Genomic DNA, 24827 nt, shown 5'->3' with positions numbered 1-24827 from the left:
TTCAGGCGTCAGCGCGGGCCATCAGAGGATTTTTCTGCTGGCCCGAGTCATCAAAGTTCTCAGGCGCGAGCCAGGTTTCAAACGCGCTGCGAATACGCGGCCATTCACTGTCGAGGATCGCGTACCAGGCCGTATCGCGGTTTCTACTTTTGTAGTGGGTGGCCTGCCTGAACACGCCTTCAAAGGTAAAGCCAAGCCGCTCGGCCGCTTGACGCGACGGTCCGTTCAGCGCGTCGCACTTCCATTCGTAACGGCGATAACCCAGTTCATCGAAAACGCGCCGCATCATCAGGTACATCGTTTCGGTCGATTGCGGCTTACGCTGCAACAAAGGCGAGAAATGGATGTGTCCAACTTCGATCGTGCCTGCCGCAGGTTCGATCCGCAGATACGAGGCCATGCCGACAGGTGTGCCTGCGCTGTCCAGAACCGTGTGGAACATCGGGTCCGCATCCATGCAGGACGCGCGGGCCCAATCCTCGAACCCCTGCTCGTTTTCGAAGGGTCCGTAGGGCAGGTAGGTCCAGTTGCGGCCATCCGTGTCTTTGGCGAACGCCCGGTATAATCCGGGCGCATGCCGATTGACGTCCAGCGGCACGACAGAGCAAAACCGGCCTTCCATCGGCGTGTAAGGCGGTGTAGGGCGAGGAAAGTCGCCCGTGACCGGCAATCCGATGGGTTGACCAAGGTGGTTGGTGTCGTGGCCGCTCATGGCTTAGGCAGTGGCTTTTGCCAGAGCCTGATCCAGATCGGCGATCAGGTCATCGGCATCTTCGATTCCGATCGAAACCCGCACCACACCCGGACCGGCACCCGCAGCTTCTTGCTGTTCCGGCGTCAGTTGGCGGTGCGTGGTCGAGGCCGAGTGGATGATCAGCGACCGGGCATCGCCCAGGTTGGCGACATGGCTGAAAATCTCTAGCGCATTCACCAGCTTAACGCAGGCGTCATAGCCGCCTTTGACCGCAAAGGTGAACAAGGCCCCGGCACCTTTCTTGTAATGCGCCTTGACCCGGTCGTGATAGGGCGACGAAGGCAGGCCCGCATAGGTGACGTACTCCACACGATCATCAGCTTCGAGCCACGCCGCGATCTTTTGGGCGTTTTCCACGTGGCGCTCCATCCGCAACGACAGCGTTTCGATTCCCATCAGCGTGTAATGCGCCGCTTGCGGGTTCATCGTCATACCCAGATCGCGCAGGCCGATGGCGATGCCGTGGAAGGTGAAGGCCAGCGGGCCGAACGTCTCATGAAACTTCAGACCGTGATAGGCTTGTTCCGGTTCGCTGAGCGAGGGGAACTTGTCATTCGCCGACCAGTCGAACTTGCCCGAATCCACGATGCAGCCGCCAGTGACGGTGCCATTGCCGGTCAGGTACTTTGTGGTTGAATGCACAACCAGAGTCGCGCCGTGTTCAATGGGGCGGCACAGGTAGGGCGTGGCCGAGGTGTTGTCGACGATCAGGGGGATGCCTGCGGCGTCGGCCACATCTGCCAGCGCCCGGATATCGGTGACATAGCCACCCGGGTTGGCTATGGATTCGCAGAACACGGCACGGGTGTTTTCGTCGATGGCGTCTTTCACAGCGTCCAGATCGTCGGTGTCGACGAACTTGGCCGACCAACCGAACCGTTTGATGGTCTGGCTGAACTGCGTGACCGTACCACCGTAAAGGCGGGTCGATGCGACCACGTTGCACCCCGGTCCCATCAGCGGGAACAGCGCCATGATCTGAGCGGCGTGCCCGGACGAACAGCACACCGCGCCGACGCCGCCTTCTAGCGTGGCAACGCGTTCCTGCAGAACAGCCACCGTTGGGTTGGTCAGGCGAGAATAGATAAACCCGACCTCTTGCAGGTTGAACAAGGCCGCCGCGTGGTCGGCATCGCGGAACACATAGGCCGTGGTCTGGTAGATCGGCGTCTGACGTGCGCCAGTTGCGGGATCGGGTCGCGCGCCCGCGTGAATTTGAAGCGTATCAAAACCGTAGGTGGGGCCGTCAGACATCGTGGAAAACTCCTGTTGGAATGTGTGTTGCAGAATCTCTAGGCGATTGAGGACGCGTGCACAACAATCCTGTCAGCGCATCCACAGGCCCTTGTTGCGGATCTGGTTGCGAATGGCCTGCTCGCGTTTTGGCAGGTTGTCGCGATCGAACATATCGCGGATTTTGTGCCCCTTGCGCTGCAACACCAGCTTTTTGATCGGGTCATACGCCTTGAGCACTTTCTTGACCCTGTTCGGCGCAGCCACGGTTTCCAGCACCTCGACCACATGGTCGCTTTCGCGGGCATAGAGCAGCGGGAACAGGCGGTAGTGACAGCTGACGGTCCCATCCAAAAGACCACAGGGCAGGGCGTCCCGTCCGCCGCCGAATGAATGAATCACCAGCGGCAGGGCGGCCTGATCCAGCCAGGGGTTTAGGTTTTGGCCCGCAAGCTCGGGAATTTCGTCGTCGCGAATGGCGCGCGCGAAATCCAAGAAGCGTTCCCCGAACTTGCGCGGGCACGAGTAAAAGAAAAATCCGGCGTTGAAATACAGATAGCGTCGCCAGTAATCCACGGGCTGGGTGGTGTCCTGTGAGCTGTCGAAATCCAGCCCGAACTTGTGATACAGCGCCTCCCAGATTCCGTGCAGTCCGGGGCCATACAGGGTCGGCTTAGGCCAAGTGCCTTCGACTCGCAGGGACGCGCTGGGTCGGTCGAAGTCGAAGGGCACGCTATTCAAATCCCCGGTGATCAGAGTGTCACTGTCGAAGAAAACGAACGGCTCACCCTCGGGCAGGGCCATAAGCGCTTCGATCTTGTTGCCATAGGGGTAGCTTGCGCCGAACACTCTGTTCTCGAAGGGCAGGATTTCTGCATCCAATTGGCGCAAGGCCTTTAGCAGATCCTCATCGTGAAGGCTTGGGTCCCGCGGCCAACGCGGTCCGGCTTGGGGGACCGCCACGAACAAGCGACCGTCGAAATCCGGGCTGCTGTGGTGCAGGGATGCCGCGAACAGCAAGGCCTCGTATTGCAGTCGGTTGTTTTGCCCGATGATGACAATATTGAATTTCGGGGCGCTGGCCTGCATCCGGTGACTTTCGGTTATTGTGAATGCCGTCGTCCGGCGCTGCTCGGGTGATGTGCTTGACGTACAGCACGCAAGCCCGCCCGTCAAAACCAGAAATAAGAGGCATATTTGAAATGTGCCCGCACAATCCCATCTTAGGCAGACGACCCCGATCAGGAGTGAGCTTATGAGGATCAACGCAGATTTCACCAAACGCGTCGCGGTTCATTTCGACCAGAACGACTGGATTGCGTCGCCCGCTGCTGGCGTCGAGCGCAAGATGCTGGACCGCATCGGAGATGAGGTCGCGCGCGCGACGACGATCGTCCGTTTTGCTCCGGGCAGTGCTTTTGCGCCGCATACGCACGACGGGGGCGAAGAGTACCTGGTTCTGGACGGTGTGTTTCAGGACGAAACCGGTGATTTTCCCGTTGGCAGCTACGTGCGTAACCCGCCGACCTCGTCGCATACGCCTTCGGCAAAAGAGGGCGCGACGATCTTGGTGAAGCTGCATCAATTCGACCCCGCCGACCGGACCGAGCTGCGCCGGTCGATTAATGGCAAGGGAAATACACAGCTGTTCAAGGACGCGCACGAAGAGGTCAGGGTGTTCAACCTCACAGCGGGCGAGACGTTGGAACTGGACGCATCAGAAGGGCTGGAGCTGTTTGTGATCGAAGGATCGCTGCAAGAATCCGGCGAAGAATTCACCAACTGGGATTGGCTCAGATTGCCGCCCGGCACGCGGTCTTCGGCTACCGCAGGGGCATCCGGCGCGCGGGTTTGGACGAAAACCGGGCATCTTGCAAAGATGGTCTGATCCACCGGCTGCATCAAAAACAGGCAATCGCTTGAGAAAACCGGATCGAATGGTCCGGTTTTTTCATTTTTTGACCATTTGGCAAATTTTACCATTTGATAAAAAATTTGTTTGTGGCAAGCTGAGGCTACAACAAACATATCTACAGGGAGTAGAGTGATGGCACAGGGCCAGATTGCCTCCGGCATTGTTTCCGGGCGGCTGTCCAGCGATGAGCTGACCTCGAATTTCACGGATCTACATCCGCCACTGGCCCCGCACGAGGCCGCCGTGGCAGCGGATCGGTGCTATTTTTGCTATGACGCGCCATGCGTGACGGCCTGTCCCACGGACATCGATATCCCGCTGTTCATGCGGCAGATTCAGGCCGGCCAGCCAGAGGCCGCGGGCGAAACCATTCTGGCACAGAACATTCTGGGCGGTATGTGCGCCCGTGTTTGTCCCACCGAGACACTGTGCGAAGAAGTTTGCGTCCGCGAAACCGCCGAGGGCGCGCCGGTCGAGATCGGGCGCCTGCAGCGTTACGCAACCGACAGCGTGATGGCCACAGGGACCCACCCGTTCCAGCGCGCCGCGCCCACGGGCAAAACGGTCGCCGTGATCGGGGCAGGGCCTGCTGGTCTGGCCTGTGCGCACCGGCTGGCCATGTTTGGTCATGACGTCGTGATCCACGAGAGCAAGCCCAAGCCTGGCGGTCTGAACGAATATGGGATCGCCGCTTATAAATCCACCAACAACTTCGCTCAGGCCGAGGTGGATTGGCTGCTGGAAATCGGCGGGATCTCGATCGAGACGGGTTCGGTTCTGGGTGAAGGTATCTCGCTGGAGGGGCTGGTCGAAAGCTATGACGCGGTGTTTCTGTCCATTGGTCTTGCCGGGGTGAACGCCCTGCGCGCCGACGGGGCGGAAAAAGATGGCGTTCGCTTTGCTGTGGATTTCATATCGGACGTGCGTCAGGCCTCTGATCTGGTCGATCTGCCCGTAGGTCGCAACGTGGTTGTCATCGGCGGCGGCATGACTGCAGTAGATGCTGCGGTGAAGTCGAAACTACTGGGTGCCGAACATGTCACTATTGCCTATCGCCGAGGACGCGACGCGATGGGGGCCAGCCGGTACGAACAGGACCTCGCATCGTCGCACGGCGTCAAGATCATGACCAATGTGCAACCTGTGGCCATCCATGGAAACGGGGCCGCGGTCGAGATCGAGTTGGAGTATACTACCAGTCAGAACGGGCAGCTGACCGGCACCGGAGAAATGATCCGCCTGCCTGCAGATCAGGTGCTCAAGGCCATTGGTCAAAATCTGGACGGCGCGCCGGAGGGTCTGGAACTGGACGGCAACAAGATCGCTGTAACCGGGGCTGGACGGACCTCCATGGCGGGTGTTTGGGCTGGTGGTGACTGCGCGGCGGGGGGCGAAGACCTGACCGTGACCGCAGTGGCCGAGGGCCGCGATGCCGCGATGGACATCCACGCAACGCTGGTTTCGTGATAGGGTGGGGTACTCACCCCATTCCTTTCGCTGCTGAGGTATTCCCATGTCCCAGATCGAACAAGCCGTTGCCCAACACTATACCACCGGAGCCCTAACCGACCGCGTGCGCGCGGCGCTTGAGGCCAGTGGGATTGACCCGGACGCGGCCACTGTGGCCGATCTGAAAGCGGGGGATGAGTTCCACACCGGGGGTGTTCTGGCGACCGACAACCTGTTCGCGCAGCTGTCGCCGACCCATGCAACACGCGTTCTGGACGTGGGATGCGGCATAGGCGGTACGTCTCGGTATATTGTGGATCGCTATGACTCGACGGTCACCGGGGTCGATCTGACGCCGGAATTCGTCGAAACTGCCACAGCCCTAAGCGATCTGGTCGGGCATTCCGAGAAAGCCAGCTTTCACGTCGGAAGTGCCTTGGATATGCCGGTGCCAGATGCGGGGTTTGACCTTGCCGTCATGTTGCATGTGGGCATGAACATCGAAGACAAGGCCGGTCTGTTCGCCGAAGTCTCGCGCGCGTTGGCCACAGACGGAACATTTGCCCTGTTCGATGTGATGGGCGGGGACGTGGACGAACCACTGTCCTTCCCGCTGCCGTGGTCAACCGTATCTGAGACCTCGTTTGTTCATGCGCCGCAAGTTTACAAAGACGCTGCGGGTGCCGCCGGTCTGGAATTGGTCGCCGAGACCGACCGTACGCAATTCGCGTTGGAGTTTTTCGAAGAGGTCTTCGCGCGCATTGCTGAAAGCGGTCCGCCCGCCTTGGGTATCCACCTGATGATGGGTGAGACCGCACCCGAGAAATTCCAGAACTACGTCAAAAACCTGAAGGCCGGGCGCATTCGCCCGACCGAAATGATATTCAAGAAAACCGGCTGAGCCGGGAAGGGAGAAGCCATGGCCGATCTGAAGACGAACTTTTTGGGCATCGAAAGCCCCAACCCGTACTGGCTGGCATCTGCTCCGCCGACGGACAAGGAATACAACGTCCGTCGCGCGTTCGAGGCCGGATGGGGTGGCGTGGTCTGGAAAACGCTGGGGTCCGAGGGGCCACCGGTCGTGAACGTGAACGGCCCGCGCTATGGTGCGATTTACGGCGCAGATCGTCGGCTGTTGGGTCTGAACAACATCGAGCTGATCACCGACCGGCCACTTGAAGTGAACCTGGAGGAGATGGCGCGGGTTAAGGCCGACTACCCGGATCGCGCTCTGATCGCGTCGATCATGGTCCCGTGTGAAGAGGCGGCGTGGAAGGCCATTCTGCCGCGCGTGGCGGAAACCGGTGCGGATGGCATCGAGCTGAACTTTGGCTGCCCGCACGGGATGAGCGAACGCGGCATGGGTTCGGCCGTGGGGCAGGTGCCGGAATATATCGAGATGGTCACCCGCTGGTGCAAGCAGTACTATGACCGCCCGGTCATCGTGAAGCTGACGCCAAACATCACCGATATCCGTAAGCCCGCTGAGGCTGCCAAAAACGGCGGTGCGGATGCGGTGTCGCTGATCAACACGATCAACTCGATCACCAGCGTCAATCTGGACACTTTCAGCCCCGAACCGTCGATTGACGGCAAGGGCAGCCACGGCGGCTATTGCGGTCCAGCGGTGAAGCCGATTGCCTTGTCGATGGTCTCCGAAATCTCCCGCGCGCAGGCCACGCATGGCCTGCCGATTTCCGGCATCGGCGGCGTAACCACGTGGCGCGACGCAGCAGAGTTCATGGCGCTGGGATGTGGAAACGTTCAGGTCTGTACCGCTGCGATGACATATGGGTTCAAGATCATCGACGAACTGACCGCGGGTCTGTCCAAGTGGATGGATGAAAAGGGCTACAAAAACGTCTCGGAAATCGTTGGTCTCGCCGTTCCGAACGTCACCGACTGGCAGTACCTGAACCTGAACTACGTGGCCAAGGCAAAGATCGACCAAGACCAGTGCATCAAATGTGGCCGCTGCTATGCCGCGTGTGAGGATACAAGCCACCAGGCAATCTCGATGTCCGATGATCGGGTGTTTGAGGTGATGGATGACGAATGCGTCGCTTGTAATCTGTGCGTGGATGTGTGCCCGGTAGATGGCTGTATCTCGATGGTGCCAATGGAGGCGGGCGAGGTCGATCCGCGTACTGGACGAGAGGTTCAGCCAGAGTACGCGAACTGGACAACGCACCCGAACAATCCGATGGCGAAAGCCGCCGAGTAACACTGCGAAGCAAAAAGAAAAGGGGCCGCAACACGGCCCCTTTCTCTATGGTGCGAGTAGCTTTCGATAGAGCGTGTCGATAAACGGCTCGGCCCCTTCGAACGGGTCTTCATCGCCCAGAATCGCACGGACCTGAACGTCAAAATCCGCGTAATGCTGGGTCAGTGCCCAGATTGAAAAGATCAGGTGGTGCGGATGCAGGCGCGCGATTTTGCCCTGATCCATCCATGCGGTCAGAATGGCCGTTTTCTCATCCACAAGTGTTTTGAGGTCGTCCGACAATGACTGGTGAATGCGCGGAGCGCCCTGAACCAATTCGTTCGCAAACAGACGGCTTTCGCGCGGTAAATCCCGGCTCATCTGCAGTTTGCGCCGGATGTATGACAGGATTTCCTCCATCGGATCGCCGTCTGCATCCAGATCGTGCAGCGGCGCCAGCCATGTTTCCAACAGGCCTGACAACAGTGCGGTGTGGATCGCCTCTTTCGAAGGGAAGTAGTACAGAAGGTTCGGTTTGCTCAGACCGGCTTCAGTCGCGATTTGATCGACCGTCGCCCCACGGAAACCATGCGCGGAAAATACGTTTAACGCGGCCTCGAGAATCGCGGCGCGGTTCTTTTTCTGAATTCGGGTCGGTGCGCGGTCTTTGGGCATGTTTTCCGGTTGTCTCTTTTTCGGCCAAGCGAGTGCCAACTATGCCGAATTTTGCAGCGGCACCATGCAATTTCTTGACTGATGTCGAACCCGTGATAGCGTGAGTTTGACCAGATGGTCAAATCAAGACATCAAAAAGCGAGCCAAATCGCAAGCAACAGGGAAAACAAGATGGCAGCTCCGGCGCAAAACCTCAGGATTAATGGCGACAGACTTTGGGACAGCCTGATGGAGATGGCCAAGATCGGCCCGGGCGTTGCGGGGGGCAACAACCGCCAGACGCTGACGGATGAAGACGCCGAAGGACGTGCCCTGTTTCAGAAATGGTGCGAGGATGCCGGGTGCAGCATGGGGTTGGACCAGATGGGCAATATGTTTGCCCGTCGTGAGGGAACGGACCCCGACGCGTTGCCGGTCTATGTCGGTTCTCATCTGGATACGCAGCCGACAGGCGGTAAATACGATGGTGTTCTCGGCGTGCTTGGTGGATTGGAAATCATCCGAACGCTCAATGATCTGGGGATTAAGACCAAGCATCCGATTGTGGCGACCAACTGGACCAACGAAGAGGGCACGCGCTATGCGCCTGCGATGCTATCTTCGGGCGTTTTTGCGGGGATGCACACGCAGGACTGGGCTTATGATCGCGAAGACGCCGAAGGCAAGAAGTTCGGCGATGAGTTGAAGCGCATAGGTTGGCGCGGTGAAGAAGAGGTTGGCGCCCGAAAGATGCGTGCTTTCTTTGAACTGCATATCGAACAGGGCCCGATTTTGGAGGCCGAAGGAAAAGATATCGGTGTCGTGACCCATGGGCAGGGTCTGAGCTGGACGCAAATCACCGTGACTGGCAAGGATGCCCATACCGGATCCACCCCGATGCCGATGCGCAAGAATGCCGGTCTGGCCATGGCGCGGATATTGGAAAAAGTGGATGAGATTGCGTGGTCTCACGCGCCCCATGCTGTGGGGGCTGCCGGGCATATCGAAGTGTTCCCGAATTCCCGAAATGTGATCCCCGGAAAGGCCGTGTTCACGGTCGATTTCCGCTCGCCCGAGTTGCAGGTTATCAAGGACATGGAGAACCGTCTGCGTGTCGCGGCTGAAGACATCGTTGATAATATGGGCCTGCAGATCGAATTTGAGAAAGTCGGTGGATTTGATCCTGTGAAATTCGACGAAGGTTGCGTCGCCGCGGTTCGCGATGCGGCTGAACGAATGGGGTATTCGCATACCGACATCATCTCGGGCGCAGGGCATGATGCCTGCTGGATCAACCGCGTCGCACCGACGGCGATGGTGATGTGTCCCTGTGTAGATGGTCTGAGCCATAATGAGGCTGAAGAGATCAGCAAGGAATGGGCTGCGGCGGGTGCTGATGTTCTGTTTCACGCGGTCGTTGAGACAGCGGAAATCGTAGAATAGGGGGCTCTGCCCCCGCCGCCCTACGGGCGGCTCCCCCGGGATGTTTTTAGCCAGATGAAGCAAGCGGCGCAGACCGCGTCAGGGAGATTAAAATGAGCACTGTTATCAAGAATGGGACCGTTGTAACTGCGGATCTTTCCTATAAGGCGGACGTCATGGTCGAGGACGGTGTGATCACCGAGATCGGCCTGGACCTGAAGGGGGACAAAGAGCTGGACGCGACCGGCTGCTATGTCATGCCGGGTGGGATTGATCCGCATACCCATCTCGAAATGCCCTTTATGGGGACGTATTCCAGCGATGATTTCGAAAGTGGGACGCGGGCGGCACTTGCCGGTGGCACCACGATGGTGGTCGACTTTGCATTACCCAACCCAGGTGAAAGCTTGCTGGACGCGCTGAAGCGGTGGGACAACAAGTCGACCCGTGCGAACTGCGACTATTCTTTCCATATGGCGGTGACCTGGTGGGGCGAGCAGGTGTTCGATGACATCAAGACCGTTATCGAAACACGCGGAATCAATACATTTAAGCACTTCATGGCCTATAAGGGCGCGTTGATGGTGAACGATGACGAATTGTTTGCCTCGTTCAAGCGCCTCGCTGAACTGGGCGGGATTGCCATGGTGCACGCTGAGAATGGTGATGTGGTGGCCGAACTGAGCGCCAAACTGTTGGCCGAAGGCAATACCGGACCCGAAGCACACGCCTATTCCCGCCCGCCGCAGGTTGAGGGCGAGGCGACCAACCGGGCCATTATGATCGCAGATATGGCAGGGGTTCCGTTGTATGTGGTCCATACGTCCTGCGAGGATGCGCATGAAGCGATCCGCCGGGCCAAGATGCAGGGCAAGCGCGTCTGGGGCGAGCCTTTGATCCAGCACCTGACACTGGATGAAAGCGAGTATTTCCATCAGGACTGGGACCACGCCGCGCGGCGGGTTATGAGTCCCCCGTTCCGGAATAAGCAGCATCAGGATAGCCTGTGGAATGGGTTGCACTCGGGCACGCTGAGCGTTGTTGCGACGGACCATTGTGCGTTTACAACAGAACAGAAGCGCTATGGCGTCGGTGATTTCACCAAGATTCCGAACGGCACCGGCGGGCTTGAAGACCGGATGCCGATGCTGTGGACTTATGGGGTGAACACCGGGCGTTTGACGATGAATGAATTCGTTGCGGTGACTTCAACAAATATCGCTAAGATCATGAATTGCTATCCGAAAAAGGGCGCAATCCTTGTGGGCGCAGATGCGGATATTGTGGTTTGGGACCCGGAAAAGACCAAGACTATCAGTGCCGACACCCAACAATCCTCGATCGATTACAACGTATTCGAAGGCAAAGAGGTCAAGGGTCTGCCGCGGTTTACTCTGACCCGTGGCCAGGTGGCGGTTCATGATGGCGAGATTCGTACGCAAGAGGGCCATGGTGACTTTGTTGCGCGTGAGCCCAATGGTCACGTGAACAAGGCGCTGAGCACTTGGAAAGAGCTGACTGCACCGCGGCCAATTGAGCGGTCGGGTATTCCGGCGACGGGCGTATGAAGAATGCGGGCCGCATACGCTGCGGCCCAAAGCCAAATCTTTTCAAGGCTATGGAATGAATACTGAAAGCACTACCCAGCCCGTCATCGAGGCAAGGCAGCTGGATCTGACCTTCCAAACCAATGACGGCCCGATCCACGCATTGAAGGACGTAAGTCTGACCATCAACAAGGGTGATTTTGTCAGCTTTATCGGGCCCTCGGGTTGCGGCAAGACCACCTTTTTGCGGTGCATAGCAGCGTTGGAAACGCCGACTGGTGGGACATTAACCGTCAATGGCATGACCCCGGATGAGGCGCGGCGCAAACGGGCGTATGGATATGTTTTTCAGGCGGCGGGGTTGTATCCGTGGCGGACTATTTCAAAGAACATAAAACTGCCACTTGAAATCATGGGATATTCTGCTGCCGAACAGGACGAGCGGGTGAACAAGGTCCTGGAACTTGTTGATCTTGATGGGTTTGGTGGAAAATACCCCTGGCAACTGTCCGGTGGCATGCAGCAACGGGCCAGCATTGCGCGAGCGCTGGCCTTTGACGCCGATATTCTGCTGATGGACGAACCGTTTGGTGCTTTGGATGAGATCGTTCGCGACCACCTGAATGAACAGCTTCTGGCGCTCTGGGCCCGGACGGAAAAGACCATTGGTTTCGTGACGCACTCGATTCCCGAGGCGGTATATCTGAGCACCAAGATCGTGGTGATGAGCCCGCGACCGGGTCGGATCACGGATGTGATCGACAGTCCACTGCCGAAAGAGAGGCCATTGGACATACGCGATACCCCGGAATTCATTGAGGTCGCGCATCGCGTGCGTGACGGACTGCGGGCAGGGCACTCTTATGATGATTGAGGTGTCAAGGAACCGATTCTGCCGCACAGCACTCAATGCGTCTGAAGCCTGCATCAAGGTGAACCAGCGCAAAGGCAACCTCTTTGGTCGGCAGAATCTAGTCGAGGTTTCGGCCTGTGGCTATCGGGCGGAGCGGCCGGCATGAAACAGTTCTTTGCCGTTCTGACCGTGCTGCTGGCCATCGTTGTGCTGTGGTATGTGGCGGTTGGTCCGATGAATATCCGTACGTCTCTGGATCAGGCCGAACGAGCCGGAGAGGCCGTTACCCCCGAGGCGTCGCGTGATCGCCAGCAGGTTTCAGTTTGGATACTGATGGCGCAGAACTCGGGACATATCATCCGGGGCTATGATCTGGACCGCCCACGCTTGCCGACGCCTGTCCAAGTAGGTGAGGAGCTTTGGAAAACCACCGGGGAAATGGTGATAAAAGGCCGTCCGATGTCAAAGCGGTCGTTGATTTATCACGGGTGGATCACGCTGCAATCCACTCTGTGGGGATTTGTCCTCGGGACCGCGGTCGGCATTCTGGGGGCGGTGGCGATCGTCTATTCCCGCGTTGTCGATATGAGCCTGATGCCATGGGCGATCATCAGCCAGACGGTGCCGATTGTTGCGCTTGCGCCCATGATCATCGTGCTGAGTTCGCAATTGGGGATCGAGGGGCGCGGGGTGCCCAAGGCGATCATCTCGGCCTATCTGTGTTACTTCCCGGTTCTGGTCGGAATGGTCAAAGGCCTGCGATCACCTGCGGTTTCGCAGCTGGATCTGCTCAAGACTTACAACGCGACCGGGCTGCAAGCGTTTCTGAAACTCCGCCTGCCGTCTTCGGTGCCGTATCTGTTTACGTCGTTGAAGGTGGGCATCGCGGCGGCCTTGGTCGGGACCATTGTAGGTGAGCTTCCAACGGGCGCAATCTCGGGTCTGGGTGCGCGAATTCTGATCGGGGATCAGTTCGGAACACCTTTGGCAATCTGGGCGGCCCTGTTTGCCGCGGCCATCCTTGCGGGCGTTCTGGTGACGCTGCTGGATATCGTCCAACGCCTAACCCTTAAAAGAATGGGGATGGGCACATGAGCTGGCTGATCTTTGCACTCATCTTTTGGGCTGGAGCCTGGGCACTGAACGTCTGGCTTGCCAGATCGATCTACCATGACTCGAGAGGTATACGCGTCTTTGTCCCGGTCCTGTTCGGCGTCACACTCCTGATCCTGTGGGAAGGGTTGGTGCGAGGGTTCAATGTATCGCCCGTCATCCTGCCGCCCCCATCCATGGTTGCGCAGACCTTTGCGAATTCGACGGACATTCTGTGGCAGGACTTTAAGCAAACTGTTTTCAAAGGGGCCCTGACGGGGTTTGCCATTGGCAGTTCGGCGGCTTTTCTGACGGCCATCCTGATCGATCGGTCGCTGTTCCTGACCCGTGGCTTGCTGCCTATCGGTAACTTTGTGGCGGCTCTGCCGATCGTTGGGATCGCGCCCATCTTGGTCAGCTGGTTCGGGTTTGACTGGCAATCCAAAGCTGCCGTGGTCGTTGTGATGGTGTTCTTTCCGATCCTGGTGAACACTGTGCAAGGGTTGCGCGAAGCGGATGCAATGCAGCGCGACCTGATGCGGACCTATGCGGCCAGTTATATGCAGACACTTATCAAGCTGCGCTTGCCTGCGGCGATGCCGTTCATTTTCAATGGTTTGAAGATTGCAACAACTCTGGCTCTGATTGGTGCAATTGTTGCCGAGTATTTTGGCTCACCTACACGCGGCATGGGCTTTCGCATTTCGACCGGGGTCGGCAGCCTGTCCATCGATCTGGTCTGGGCCGAAATCGCGGTGGCTGCCATGGCGGGTACGTTGTTCTATGCTTTGGTAGCTATGCTCGAAAAAGCGGTAACGTTCTGGCACCCGTCACAACGCGGATAACAAAAAGAATTCAACAGACCCCGAAAAGGGGCAACAACAGCAACTAGGAGATATGAAGATGAATAAGCTACTCAGCGGGGCGATAGCCGCCTTTAGTCTGGCCGCCAGTTCGGCCTTGGCGGCGGATGAGGTGACATTGCAACTCAAGTGGGTCACGCAGGCACAATTCGCGGGCTACTATGTCGCCAAGGACAAGGGGTTCTACGAAGAAGAGGGGCTGGACGTCACGATCCTTCCGGGTGGTCCCGATATTGCGCCGACACAGGTGATCGCCGGGGGCGGTGCCGATGTGACGGTCGAATGGATGCCAGCCGCATTGGCCGCGCGCGAAAAGGGGCTGCCGCTGGTGAACATCGCGCAGCCGTTCAAAAGCTCGGGCATGATGCTGACCTGCTGGAAGGATGCCGGGATATCCTCGCCCGAGGACCTTAAGAACCGCACACTGGGTGTCTGGTTCTTTGGCAATGAATTCCCGTTCATGAGCTGGATGAGCCAGCTTGGCATCGATACGGGCGGCAAAGGCGAAAGCGGTGTTGAGGTGCTGAAACAGGGCTTCAACGTCGATCCGTTGCTGCAGCGTCAGGCGGATTGCATCAGCACGATGACCTACAACGAGTACTGGCAGGTTATCGACGCGGGCGTTAACCCGGATGAGCTGGTGACTTTCAAATACGAGGACCAAGGCGTCGCAACGCTGGAAGACGGTCTGTATGTTCTGGAAGAGAACCTGAGCGATGCGGCCTTCACCGACAAGATGGAACGCTTTGTCCGTGCTTCGATGAAAGGGTGGAAATACGCCGAGGAGAATCCCGACGAAGCAGCAGAGATCGTGCTTGAGAATGACGCGACCGGTGCCCAGACCGAAGAGCATCAAAAGCGCATGATGGGCGAGATTGCAAAGCTGACCGCTGGTTCGAACGGCGCGCTGGACCCCGCCGATTTCGAACGCACCGTGGCGACACTGTTGGCGGGCGGATCCGATCCTGTGATCACCAAGCAGCCTGATGGGGCTTGGACCCACCAGATCACGGATGCAGCGCTGAACTGATTGCCTGCAACTTGACCAAAACAGCGCGGTCCCAATCGGGGCCGCGTTTCCTGTTTCTTTTGTCGGAAATGTGTCTGTACTTGAGATCAAAAACCCTTAGAATTCTTGGGAATAACGGCGCATTTCGTACGAAAATCCGAAGATACGGGATAAAATGCAGGGATTTGCATCAGAATTCAATACAGCCATTGGCCTGATCCTCAACGGGGATGCAGAGCTTTGGGCGATTGTGCTGCTGTCCCTCAAAGTTTCTGTCTTTGCCGTGCTGATTTCCGCCCTGATAGGTATGCCCGTCGGTGCGGCGCTAGCCGTTGCACGCTTTCCGGGACGGCGGGTTCTGATCATCCTGATGAATGCGTTGATGGGTTTTCCACCGGTTGTCGTTGGCCTGCTTGTTTATCTGATGCTGTCGCGCTCTGGGCCGTTGGGAGTGTTGGAGCTGCTGTATACTCCGACCGCGATGATCATTGCACAGGTGGTGTTGGTGACGCCGATTGTGGCCGCGTTGACGCGACAAGTGGTCGAGATTCTGGCCGAAGAGTATTCGGAACAGCTCCGGTCGCTGGGCGTGTCCCGGCTGGCCTCGGTACCGGTGCTGCTATGGGACGCGCGGTTGGCGTTGGTTACGGCTCTGCTGGCCGGGTTTGGCCGCGCGATCGCCGAGGTGGGGGCTGTGATCATCGTGGGTGGCAACATCAACCACGTGACGCGGGTCATGACGACCACCATCGCGCTTGAGACATCCAAGGGCAATCTGGCGTTGGCCCTTGCACTTGGCGCGATCCTGATCGGTATTGCCATAGCAGTGAACGCGATGGTCAGTGCGCTCACCCTTCAGGCCGAGCGGGAAGGGCTGCGTCATGCGTGATCTGATCTCGGAAATGGCGGGCCATATCGTCGTGAACGGCGTAAAGATCGCACGCAACGGCGCGGCCTTGTTGGATGTCCCGCATCTGGCATTGAATGGACCCGGGCCGACGCTGATCCTTGGGCCGAACGGTGCGGGTAAAAGCCTGTTGCTGCGGTGTCTGCACGGTTTGATCGTGCCGGACAAAGGATTTGTCAAACAGGACGGGGTGCCTCTGAACACCGACCAAACGGCGCGGCAAGCGATGGTGTTTCAGCAGCCGGTTCTTCTGCGCCGGTCGGTGTCGGCCAATCTGGACTTTGTTCTGAAACGCCGGGGTCTGCATCGCTCTGCCCGCAAAGTGCGCATCGCCGAGCTGTTGGCCGAAGGCGGGCTAGAGGGCAAGGCACGACAATCCGCGCGGTCATTGTCAGGGGGTGAGGCGCAACGATTGGCGATCTTGCGTGCGCTGGCGCTGGATCCAGACACCCTGTTTCTGGATGAGCCAACCAGCGCGCTGGACCCCAGCGCAACGCAGATGATCGAAGGAATGGTCCTGCGCGCCTCGGGCCGGGGTGTGCGGATTGTTATGGTCACCCATGACATCGGGCAGGCGCGGCGACTGGCTGCGGATATCGTCATGATGCATGGGGGTCATGTGGTTGAACACGGCGACGCCCGTCAGGTATTGGATGCCCCAAAAAGCGAAGCTTCGCGCAGGTATTTGGCAGGCGGGCTGGTTACATAAAAACAAGTTGGAGTTCGGAATGATCCGAAATGTCTTTCGGGCAGTAGTGCTTTCCCTTGGCCTTATTGCAGGCCCCACGACGGCAGAAGAGCCGTTTATCGTGGTTCAATCCACAACCTCGACCCAGAATTCGGGCTTGCTGGATAACATCCTTCCCTGGTTCGAGGCCGAAACGGGGATCGACGTGCGCGTGGTCGCCGTTGGCACCGGTCAGGCAATCCGCAATGCCATCAATGGCGACGGAGATGTTCTGCTGGTCCATTCCAGGGCAGATGAGGAACAGTTCGTCGCAGATGGCTGGGGCGTTGAACGTTTTGACGTGATGTATAACGACTTTGTTCTGGTCGGGCCAAAGTCGGACCCGGCCGGGGTCGAAGGCGGTTCTGATATCGTGGCGGCTTTGACCGCAGTCTCTCAGGCCAAAGCGCCCTTTGCCTCGCGCGGGGACGACAGCGGCACTCATAAGGCTGAGCTGCGCCACTGGGAAGCTGCCGGTGTTGATCCTGCCGATGCATCGGGCACGTGGTACCGGGAAACAGGATCGGGCATGGGAGCGACGTTGAACGTAGCAAGTGGCATGGACGCTTACGCGCTGACGGATCGTGCCACGTGGGAATCATTCGGCAATCGCGGAAACCTTGAGGTGCTGGTCGAAGGCGATCCGCGCTTGTTCAATCAATACGGCGTCATTCTGGTGAACCCCGACAAGCACCCGCGCGTGCGTGCGTCGGCAGGTCAGCGCTTTGTTGATTGGCTGATTGGCCCGGATGGTCAGGCGGCCATCGAGGCCTTCAAACCAAACGGTCAGCAGTTGTTCTTTCCAAACGCCAAGTGAGGGATTACCCGCTGGCGCCGTTATGGTGGATCGTACCCAGACCAGACAGATCATAGCTGCCAAACTCAGCGGCCCGTATCGCGAACCGCTCGGATTGCAGGAAACTCAGAAGTTTGAGCATCGGGTCATCAAAATAGGCCCGTCGCCAGATTGCCAGGTCCAGACGTTCCGAGTGCGTGGGCACAAAACTCAGATCATACAGCCCCGCCAATGCGCCCAGGCCAAACCCGGCCTCGGCCTTGCTGTCGTGGATCGCGATGGCCAACTCTTCCTCGGTGCGGGCGCAGGTGGGCAGAGTGTCCAGATCGTCGCGCGTCATGCCGTGGGCGTCCAGTTGCGCATCGAACAAACGTTGGCTGGCGGCGCTGTCTTGTCGGAGGATGACACGACGACCTTTCAACTGTGCAAAACCCTCGATATCGGTCGCGCCCGGAGCCAGCAGCAATCCGCGCTGGCGTTGGGCGACTTCGAACAGAACCACTGGGGCCTCGCCCAACGCGTCGCGCAAGGCCCGGGTGTTGAACCCGCCATCCTCATGAATATGCAGTGCGGCGGCCTGAGCGCTTCGGTCTTTCAGCCGCGTCAGCCCGTCGAAAGAGCCATCATAGTAGGTGGCCAATCCCGAGCCGCTTTCGCGCAGCGCCCAGTCCAGCAATGGATCGTGGCTGCCGGCGACAATCGGGGGCAGGGGCGGTTCGGCCACTTGTGGACCGGACCGAGAGGCGTTCAGCCATGCAATCACCTCGGCCCTTGGAAACAACAGCTTTCCCATGGCGCGCACACATGGAACCTCGCCCGACGAGGCGAGGTCATAGGCTTTCCGCTCGCCAATGCGCAGCAGATCGGCCAGTTCCTTGGTGGTTAGGTATTCGGACATTCAGTCGAGACGCACGGCCGATCCCGACCCGGCATCCGCGGCGCTGAACCCGATCTGTTGCAGCGCAAATGGCGCGGCGACGGTAATAACCACCATGGCGGCGACAGCAGCAAGAAAGGCTTTCATAGTCTCCTCCGGCTCAGTTTTCCGGTGCCGTTGCCCGGCGCAAAAAGGCGATCAGGTCGTCCCGATCCTTGGGTTCGGTGATCCGCTGCATCGGCATCTTCGATCCCGGGATGTAATGGTCCGGCCCTTCATCAAACAGAGCGTTTATCGTTTCTTCATTCCAAATGATATCAGAGTCTTGCAGCGTGTCCGAGTAAAAATATTCCGGCAGCGTGCCTGCCGTGCGGCCGAAAACACCGTACAAGGTCGGACCCGCGCGTCGTTGCCCGTCGGGCGTCAGGCTGTGGCAGATCGAACATTTGCGCGCGAACTGCCGCTCGCCGTTTTCCATTTCCTCGGGGTTCTTGAGAAAGCTGGGCTCGGCGGCTGCCATTTGCTGTTGGTCGCCAAGCGTTTCAACCGGCCAGCTGTACATCGCCTCGTCAATACCACCTGCGTGCAAGTTCAGACCATCCGGGGAAAACGCGAGTGCCCACACCGGCCCGCGCAGCGTGGCCCGGAAATCCTGCGCGATCCGCCAGTCGACGGTATCGATCACCATGATGTAGCCCTCGCCATCACCGACCGCCAGCAACCTGCGATCAGGGCTGAGGGCCAGGGCCAGAATTGGTCGGCGTTCCAGCGTGAAATCGCGTTCTTCTCTGGTTTCCAGATCAAGGATCCGTGTCACACCATCGACTGCGCCATAGGCGATCCAGCCATCCTGTTGGTTCAGGACCAGTTCGTTAATGCCAAATCCATGCTCTACCAGCCGGTCCGTTTCTTGACCGCTGGCGAGATCCCAAACGCGCAAGGCCCCGTCGACGCCGGCGGAGTAAAGCCGGGAACCGTCTGCAGTGAAAGCCACGTCGTTCACACCGCTGCCGATTGGCCCCAGCATCGCGGGGGGTGATCCATCCACGGGCCAAAGGCCGATGGTGCCGTCCCAGCTGGCCGTCGCCACATGCGTTTTTGAAGCTGCAACGGCAACGATCTTTCCTTGGTGCTGACCGACGACCTGCCCACCGGGCCACTGGCGCAGTGTGAAATCATCCCCAGCCGAATAGATCGCAGTTCCGTTGAACACCACGGAATTGACCGCGGCCTCATGCCCTTCCAACCATTCCGGGGATTGACCGGTCCACAGGCCGACCGAGTTGTCGAAACTGGCGGTCGCAATCCTGCCATCGGGGGCGGTGGCGATGCCCATAATCGGCCCGCCATGGCCTTTGAGCGTAAAGAACTCAGACCAGGCGGGCAGGGGCACAAGGGCCAGCGCCAGAACCAGCCCGCGCATTTATTCGGCGGGTGAGGCGGCTGCTTTACCGGCCTCTTTTTCCTGTACTTCTTCCAGCCACAGCGAGTGATGCTCGCGCGCCCATTGCTCTTCGACTTCGCCGGTCCCCATGGCGTCAAACGCGCCTTCCATGCCGACCGAGCCCAGATAGATATGGGCGATGATGATGGCGATGAACACATAAGCGACCATGACGTGCCAGACCTGCGCGTACTGCATCTCTTCCTGCGGTGACATCTGCACGGGCAGGTTCAGGCCCAGCATTTGCGGGATACCAGTGGAATTGGCGACCGAGAAGGTTTTGGCGAACATCGGCAGCTCGAACGGGAACAACAGGGACAGGCCCGACAGGCTGATCGAGACGCCCAACAAGATGCAGGCCCAGAAGATTATCTTTTGGCCCGCGTTGAATTTCTTGGCGGGGGGATGGCTGCCTTTGGTGAACAACCCACCGCCAGCCGCCAGCCATTTCAGGTCAACCCGGTTGGGGATGTTGTGCGCAATCCAGTTCACGGTGACGATGATCAGCCCCAGCATAAAGGCCCAGGCCAAATTGTTGTGCAGCCATTTGCAGCCTTGTGCGATAACGGCAAAGCCTTCACGCCCGAAGATTGGGATCAGGAAGTCGCGACCATAGAGGGTCAGCAGACCGGTTATCCCGAGGATCAGGAAGGACCCGGCGAACAGCCAGTGTCCGAACCGTTCGAAACCGTTAAAGCGGGTGACGGTGCGGCCAGTTTTCTCGCCATCGATCCGTATTTTTCCGCGGATCAGGAAGAACAGCACGATGATTGCCACCATACCGCCCACGATATAGGTGCCGTATTCGCGCAGCGGACCGGTGCGGAACGACCACCACCACATGCCGCCGTCCTGGATCAGAACGCTGTCGGCTGGCCCACGCGACGAGACTGTCACGTCGGCAGAGCCGAACCGCAAAGCGCGGTAAACATCGCTGTCCGAGGCCACTCCGCTTGGGCCGAATTGACCCAGCAGGCCTTCGACATTGCCTTGCCCCGTGTTTTCAGACCGATAGGTGTTGTCCACCTTTTCGCCGCGCTGACGTGCCATGATGTCTTCCAGCGTGGTTGCACCGCCGGTCGACGCCCTGTCAGCAGCGGGTGGGGCCTCGGCCTCGCCAGATTGGGCAATGGCGGTTTGGGCCAATGTAACGGTCAACAGTAATGCGATGAGTAGACGGAACATCTGAACCTCGGTCAAAATTCCTAAAGAGATGACCCGCGCGGTGCGGGTCATCCGTTTTTCTCACTGACTTGGTGTCAGCCGTCTTTCTGGTCGTAGGCTGTGCCCCAACCCCACGCGCCCGAGCCAAACCCGCGCGCCACGACGCGTTCACGGTAGATGGCTGAAACGACGTCGCCGTCACCGGCGAGCAGGGCCTTGGTGGAGCACATCTCGGCGCAGATGGGCAGTTTGCCCTCGGCGATCCGGTTGCGACCATACTTTGCGAACTCTGCGGTCGAGTTGTTTTCTTCGGGGCCACCGGCGCAGAAGGTACATTTGTCCATCTTGCCGCGTGAACCGAAGTTGCCCGCCTGCGGATATTGCGGCGCGCCGAAGGGGCACGCGTAGAAGCAATAGCCACAGCCAATGCACAGGTCTTTGGAGTGCAGGACGACCCCTTCTTCGTTCTGATAGAAGCAGTCGACCGGGCACACCGCCATGCAAGGCGCATCCGAACAATGCATACAGGCCACCGAAATCGAGCGTTCGCCCGGGTTGCCGTCATTAATCGTCACCACCCTGCGGCGGTTGATGCCCCACGGCACCTCGTGTTCGTTCTTACACGCGGTCACGCAGGCGTTGCACTCGATGCAGCGTTCGGCGTCGCAGAGAAACTTTGCTCTTGCTGCCATTTTCTCTTCTCCTCCTTACGCTGACCAGATCTTGCAAAGAGTCGCTTTGGTCTCTTGCATCTGGGTCACTGAATCATAGCCATAGGTCTGGGCGGTGTTGGTACTTTCACCCAGCACATAGGGGTCAGCTCCTGCGGGGTATTTCGCCCGTAGGTCCTCGCCCTGGAAATGGCCACCGAAGTGGAATGGCATGAAGGCCACGCCGGCACCGACCCTGTTGGTCAGCATCGCCATCACCTTGACCTTGCCGCCTTCAGGACCTTCGACCCAGACCTGTGATCCGTCACGAATACCAAGGTTGTTGGCATCGCGCGGATTGATCTCGACGAACATGTCCTGCTGAAGCTCGGCCAGCCACGGGTTCGACCGTGTTTCATCACCGCCGCCTTCATACTCGACCAGACGACCAGACGTCAGGATTATCGGGTAATCCTTTGAAAAGTCGTTCTTTTGGATCGAAGCGTAAAGGGTCGGCAGGCGATAGGCCTGACGGTCTTCGTAGGTCGGATAGTCCTCCACCAGATCGCGCCGGTTCGTGTAAAGCGGCTCGCGATGCAGTGGGATCGGATCCGGGAAGGTCCAGACGACCGCACGGGCTTTGGCGTTCCCGAAGGGCGCACAGCCATGGGCGATCGCGACCCTCTGGATACCGCCCGAAAGGTCGGTCTTCCAGTTGGTCTCTGGTCCCGCAACGGCGTCGATAGCCGCGCGTTCCTCAGCCGTCAGATCACCGTCCCAACCAAGGTCCATGAGCATCTGCATCGTGAATTCAGGGTATCCATCCTGAATTTCCGACCCAACGCTATAGACCCCTTCAGCCAGCAGGTTGTCGCCATCGCGTTCCACGCCAAAGCGCGCGCGGAAGGTCAGGCCGCCTTCGGCCACCGGTTTGGACATGTCATAGAGGTTCGGTGTCCCCGTATGACCCATTTCCGGTGTTCCCCAGCAGGGCCAGGGCAGGCCGTAATACTCGCCGTCGTTTGGTCCACCAATGGCTTGCAGCGTGGTTCTGTCGAACGTGTGCTGGTTGGCCATATGGCTTTTCAGACGTTCCGGTGACTGTCCGGTATAGCCGATGGTCCAGAGGCCCGAGTTGAACTCACGCGTGATGCTTTCAACATTCGGGGTTTCCGGGTCGTCCATCTCGATGTTGCGGAACAGACGGTCCGCCCAGCCAAACTTGTTGGCGAACTTGGCCATGATGACCTCGTCCGGCAGGCTTTCGAACAGCGGATCCACTACCTTGTCACGCCACTGTAGCGAGCGGTTCGAGGCCGTGACCGAGCCACGGGTTTCGAACTGCGTACAGGCAGGCAACAGGTATACGCCATCGGTACGGTCCTGCAGAACGGCCGAGACGGTGGGATACGGGTCGATCACGACCAGCATGTCCAGCTTCTCCATCGCCGTTTTCATTTCCGTCATCCGGGTCTGCGAGTTGGGCGCGTGGCCCCACAGAACCATGGCGCGGACGTTGTTGTCCTGATCCATGTTGGCCGGATCTTCCAGCACACCGTCGATCCAGCGGGAGACCGGGATGCCGCGCTCATTCTGCAGCGGTTTGTCCTTGCCTTCCTTGTCCTTGATCGTGGCGAACTGACCCGCCAGCCATTCGGGATCTTCACCCCAGACACGGGCCCAGTGACCCCATGCACCCTTCGACAGGCCATAGTAGCCGGGCAGGGTGTGGGACAGAACGCCAAGGTCTGTTGCGCCCTGCACGTTGTCATGGCCGCGGAAGATGTTGGTGCCACCTCCCGATGTACCCATGTTGCCAAGAGCAAGCTGGAGCACGCAGTAGGCGCGGGTGTTGTTGTTACCATTGGTGTGCTGCGTACCACCCATGCACCATACGACGGTGCCAGGACGGTTGTTCACCATGGTCCGGGCGACGCGGCGCAGCTGCGAGCCGGGCGTGCCGGTAACGCGCTCAACCTCGTCCGGGTTCCACTTGGCAACCTCTTCGCGGATCTGGTCCATACCCCAGACACGGGTGCGGATGAACTCTTTGTCCTCCCAGCCGTTGTCGAAGATGTGCCAGAGGATCCCCCAGACCAGAGCGACGTCGGTGCCGGGGCGGAAACGGACATATTCATCCGCATGGGCCGCGGTGCGCGTAAAGCGCGGGTCGCAGACGATCAGAGGGGCGTTGTTTTGCTCTTTCGCACGCAGGATATGCAGCAGCGAGACGGGGTGCGCCTCGGCCGGGTTGCCACCGATGATAAAGATGGCCCGGCTGTTGTGCATGTCATTGTACGAATTGGTCATGGCGCCGTAGCCCCATGTATTCGCAACGCCGGCAACCGTGGTTGAGTGGCAGATACGGGCCTGATGGTCCACGTTGTTTGTGCCCCAGTAGGCGGCGAACTTGCGGAACAGATAGGCCTGTTCGTTATTGTGCTTGGCCGAGCCCAGCCAGTACACGCTGTCCGGCCCTGATTCCTCGCGGATGCTCATCATGCCGTCGCCGATCTCGTTGATCGCCTCTTCCCAGCTGATGCGCTTCCACTCGCCGCCTTCCTTTTTCATCGGATACTTGAGGCGGCGCTCGCCATGGGCGTGCTCGCGAACCGCAGCACCTTTGGCGCAGTGCGCACCCAGGTTGAACGGGCTGTCCCAACCGGGTTCCTGCCCGATCCAGACGCCGTTCTGCACTTCGGCAACGACTGTACAGCCGACCGAGCAGTGGGTGCATACGGATTTGATGTTTTCGACGGCGGCATTGGCCGCTGTCTGGGCACTGGCTGGCGTCACGGTTCCACCCGTGGCGCTGATCGCGGCAAGGCCGCCGATCGTCAGGCCCGAGCCACGCAGGAACGCGCGGCGATCGACGGTTTTCTCGCCGACCTGGGACAGGATACTTGTCCGCTGGGGGCGTCTCGCAACCCCGTTGGTCTTTTTCCTAAGCATTTCTTTCCTCCCTTGCTGGCCATGTTCGCCATGGCTGGCTTGGTACTGCTGATGCCGACGTCAGGGCCAATCGCAACCGTCAGTCGGGTGTGACCTCGTCCGGGTTAGAACCGGGCGCTGTCGAGGTAGGCGCGCGTGTGCGCGGTGTCCTGCATCCGGGTTTCGTCCGTTGGCAGCTCGGCTGCTTCGGCCTGTCCGGTCAGGCTGGCGGCGGCGACGGCAGCGGGTGCTGCGGTTCCGGCCAGTTTGAGGAAGTCGCGGCGGGTTGCGCCTTCTTCCTTGGTCTTGCTCATGGGTTTCTCCTTTCCCATTTGCA

The 24827-nt window shown here is 59.1% G+C and carries 24 protein-coding genes; 13 read left to right on the top strand and 11 right to left on the bottom strand.

Going from position 1 to position 24827, the window contains the following annotated elements; all coding sequences use genetic code 11:
* Position 1: 1 nt before the first annotated feature.
* From J7416_RS09990 to J7416_RS09980, 3 genes are all read right to left on the bottom strand, one after another.
* On the bottom strand, positions 2–712 hold the full coding sequence (locus J7416_RS09990; RefSeq protein WP_209224591.1) for a GNAT family protein: 711 nt from the start codon (positions 710–712) through the stop codon (positions 2–4).
* 3 nt (positions 713–715) lie between these two features.
* Entirely contained in the window at positions 716–2008 is a 1293-nt protein-coding gene (locus J7416_RS09985) for an O-acetylhomoserine aminocarboxypropyltransferase/cysteine synthase family protein (RefSeq protein ID WP_209224589.1), read from the bottom strand.
* A gap of 72 nt (positions 2009–2080) precedes the next feature.
* A complete protein-coding gene (locus J7416_RS09980; protein ID WP_209224588.1) occupies positions 2081–3076 on the bottom strand; it encodes a hypothetical protein in 996 nt (331 codons plus the stop codon).
* A 166-nt stretch (positions 3077–3242) separates the two neighbouring features.
* Between J7416_RS09980 and J7416_RS09975 the strand changes: the two genes are divergently transcribed.
* The 4 genes from J7416_RS09975 to preA all read left to right on the top strand — a co-directional run bounded on the left by J7416_RS09975 (position 3243) and on the right by preA (position 7575).
* Positions 3243–3875 carry a cupin domain-containing protein gene (locus tag J7416_RS09975; RefSeq protein ID WP_209224586.1) on the top strand — a complete coding sequence of 211 codons (633 nt, stop codon included), beginning with the start codon at positions 3243–3245 and terminating at the stop codon, positions 3873–3875.
* Positions 3876–4034: 159 nt separating this feature from the next.
* Positions 4035–5369 (top strand): NAD(P)-dependent oxidoreductase, encoded by a 1335-nt coding sequence (locus J7416_RS09970; protein ID WP_209224584.1) that lies wholly within the window; start codon positions 4035–4037, stop codon positions 5367–5369.
* 46 nt (positions 5370–5415) lie between these two features.
* Positions 5416–6252, top strand: a complete 837-nt coding sequence (locus J7416_RS09965; protein WP_209224583.1) for a methyltransferase domain-containing protein — start codon at positions 5416–5418, stop codon at positions 6250–6252.
* A gap of 18 nt (positions 6253–6270) precedes the next feature.
* Positions 6271–7575, top strand: coding sequence for an NAD-dependent dihydropyrimidine dehydrogenase subunit PreA (gene preA / locus J7416_RS09960; RefSeq protein ID WP_209224581.1), 1305 nt, complete (start codon positions 6271–6273; stop codon positions 7573–7575).
* 45 nt (positions 7576–7620) lie between these two features.
* Here preA and J7416_RS09955 read toward each other — a convergent pair whose 3' ends face one another.
* Entirely contained in the window at positions 7621–8229 is a 609-nt protein-coding gene (locus J7416_RS09955) for a TetR family transcriptional regulator C-terminal domain-containing protein (protein WP_209224579.1), read from the bottom strand.
* 171 nt (positions 8230–8400) lie between these two features.
* Between J7416_RS09955 and J7416_RS09950 the strand changes: the two genes are divergently transcribed.
* The 9 genes from J7416_RS09950 (at position 8401) to J7416_RS09910 (ending at position 17445) form a co-directional block, all read left to right on the top strand.
* Positions 8401–9651 carry a Zn-dependent hydrolase gene (locus J7416_RS09950; RefSeq protein WP_209224577.1) on the top strand — a complete coding sequence of 417 codons (1251 nt, stop codon included), beginning with the start codon at positions 8401–8403 and terminating at the stop codon, positions 9649–9651.
* A 92-nt stretch (positions 9652–9743) separates the two neighbouring features.
* Positions 9744–11198: a dihydropyrimidinase gene (gene hydA, locus J7416_RS09945; RefSeq protein ID WP_209224575.1), complete on the top strand. Its 1455-nt coding sequence runs from the start codon at positions 9744–9746 to the stop codon at positions 11196–11198.
* Positions 11199–11253: 55 nt separating this feature from the next.
* Positions 11254–12051: an ABC transporter ATP-binding protein gene (locus J7416_RS09940; RefSeq protein ID WP_209224573.1), complete on the top strand. Its 798-nt coding sequence runs from the start codon at positions 11254–11256 to the stop codon at positions 12049–12051.
* A 141-nt stretch (positions 12052–12192) separates the two neighbouring features.
* The gene (locus J7416_RS09935) at positions 12193–13125 is read left to right on the top strand and encodes an ABC transporter permease subunit (RefSeq protein WP_209224571.1); all 933 of its coding nucleotides are present in this window, start codon (positions 12193–12195) and stop codon (positions 13123–13125) included.
* Positions 13122–13967, top strand: coding sequence for an ABC transporter permease (locus tag J7416_RS09930; RefSeq protein WP_209224569.1), 846 nt, complete (start codon positions 13122–13124; stop codon positions 13965–13967). The genes J7416_RS09935 and J7416_RS09930 overlap by 4 nt, the downstream gene beginning before the upstream one ends.
* A gap of 58 nt (positions 13968–14025) precedes the next feature.
* Entirely contained in the window at positions 14026–15015 is a 990-nt protein-coding gene (locus J7416_RS09925) for an ABC transporter substrate-binding protein (RefSeq protein ID WP_170421617.1), read from the top strand.
* A 154-nt stretch (positions 15016–15169) separates the two neighbouring features.
* Complete coding sequence (locus J7416_RS09920; protein ID WP_209224568.1) at positions 15170–15883, top strand: ABC transporter permease; 714 nt, start codon at positions 15170–15172, stop codon at positions 15881–15883.
* On the top strand, positions 15876–16610 hold the full coding sequence (locus tag J7416_RS09915) for an ATP-binding cassette domain-containing protein (protein ID WP_209224566.1): 735 nt from the start codon (positions 15876–15878) through the stop codon (positions 16608–16610). Before J7416_RS09920 ends, J7416_RS09915 begins: the two co-directional genes overlap by 8 nt.
* Positions 16611–16629: 19 nt before the next feature.
* Positions 16630–17445, top strand: coding sequence for a substrate-binding domain-containing protein (locus tag J7416_RS09910; RefSeq protein WP_209224564.1), 816 nt, complete (start codon positions 16630–16632; stop codon positions 17443–17445).
* A gap of 4 nt (positions 17446–17449) precedes the next feature.
* Here the strand turns inward: J7416_RS09910 and J7416_RS09905 are convergent, their stop codons facing one another.
* The 7 genes from J7416_RS09905 to J7416_RS09880 all read right to left on the bottom strand — a co-directional run bounded on the left by J7416_RS09905 (position 17450) and on the right by J7416_RS09880 (position 24804).
* Entirely contained in the window at positions 17450–18322 is an 873-nt protein-coding gene (locus J7416_RS09905; protein ID WP_209224563.1) for a helix-turn-helix transcriptional regulator, read from the bottom strand.
* Positions 18323–18448 carry a hypothetical protein gene (locus J7416_RS22785; protein WP_280636837.1) on the bottom strand — a complete coding sequence of 42 codons (126 nt, stop codon included), beginning with the start codon at positions 18446–18448 and terminating at the stop codon, positions 18323–18325.
* A gap of 13 nt (positions 18449–18461) precedes the next feature.
* Entirely contained in the window at positions 18462–19724 is a 1263-nt protein-coding gene (locus J7416_RS09900; RefSeq protein WP_209224561.1) for a c-type cytochrome, read from the bottom strand.
* Entirely contained in the window at positions 19725–20930 is a 1206-nt protein-coding gene (locus J7416_RS09895) for a formate dehydrogenase subunit gamma (protein ID WP_209225069.1), read from the bottom strand.
* A 74-nt stretch (positions 20931–21004) separates the two neighbouring features.
* On the bottom strand, positions 21005–21601 hold the full coding sequence (gene fdh3B, locus J7416_RS09890; protein ID WP_170421597.1) for a formate dehydrogenase FDH3 subunit beta: 597 nt from the start codon (positions 21599–21601) through the stop codon (positions 21005–21007).
* A 15-nt stretch (positions 21602–21616) separates the two neighbouring features.
* On the bottom strand, positions 21617–24511 hold the full coding sequence (locus J7416_RS09885) for a formate dehydrogenase subunit alpha (RefSeq protein ID WP_209224560.1): 2895 nt from the start codon (positions 24509–24511) through the stop codon (positions 21617–21619).
* Between the two features lie 104 nt (positions 24512–24615).
* Entirely contained in the window at positions 24616–24804 is a 189-nt protein-coding gene (locus J7416_RS09880; RefSeq protein WP_068334771.1) for a ubiquinol-cytochrome c reductase iron-sulfur subunit N-terminal domain-containing protein, read from the bottom strand.
* Between the last annotated feature and the right edge of the window lie 23 nt (positions 24805–24827).

It is taken from the genome of Ruegeria sp. R14_0 (genome assembly GCF_017743975.1).
GTDB lineage: Bacteria > Pseudomonadota > Alphaproteobacteria > Rhodobacterales > Rhodobacteraceae > Ruegeria.
The sequence above is the reverse complement of the archived record's forward strand: the minus strand, read 5'-3'. Positions and strand labels throughout refer to the sequence as shown.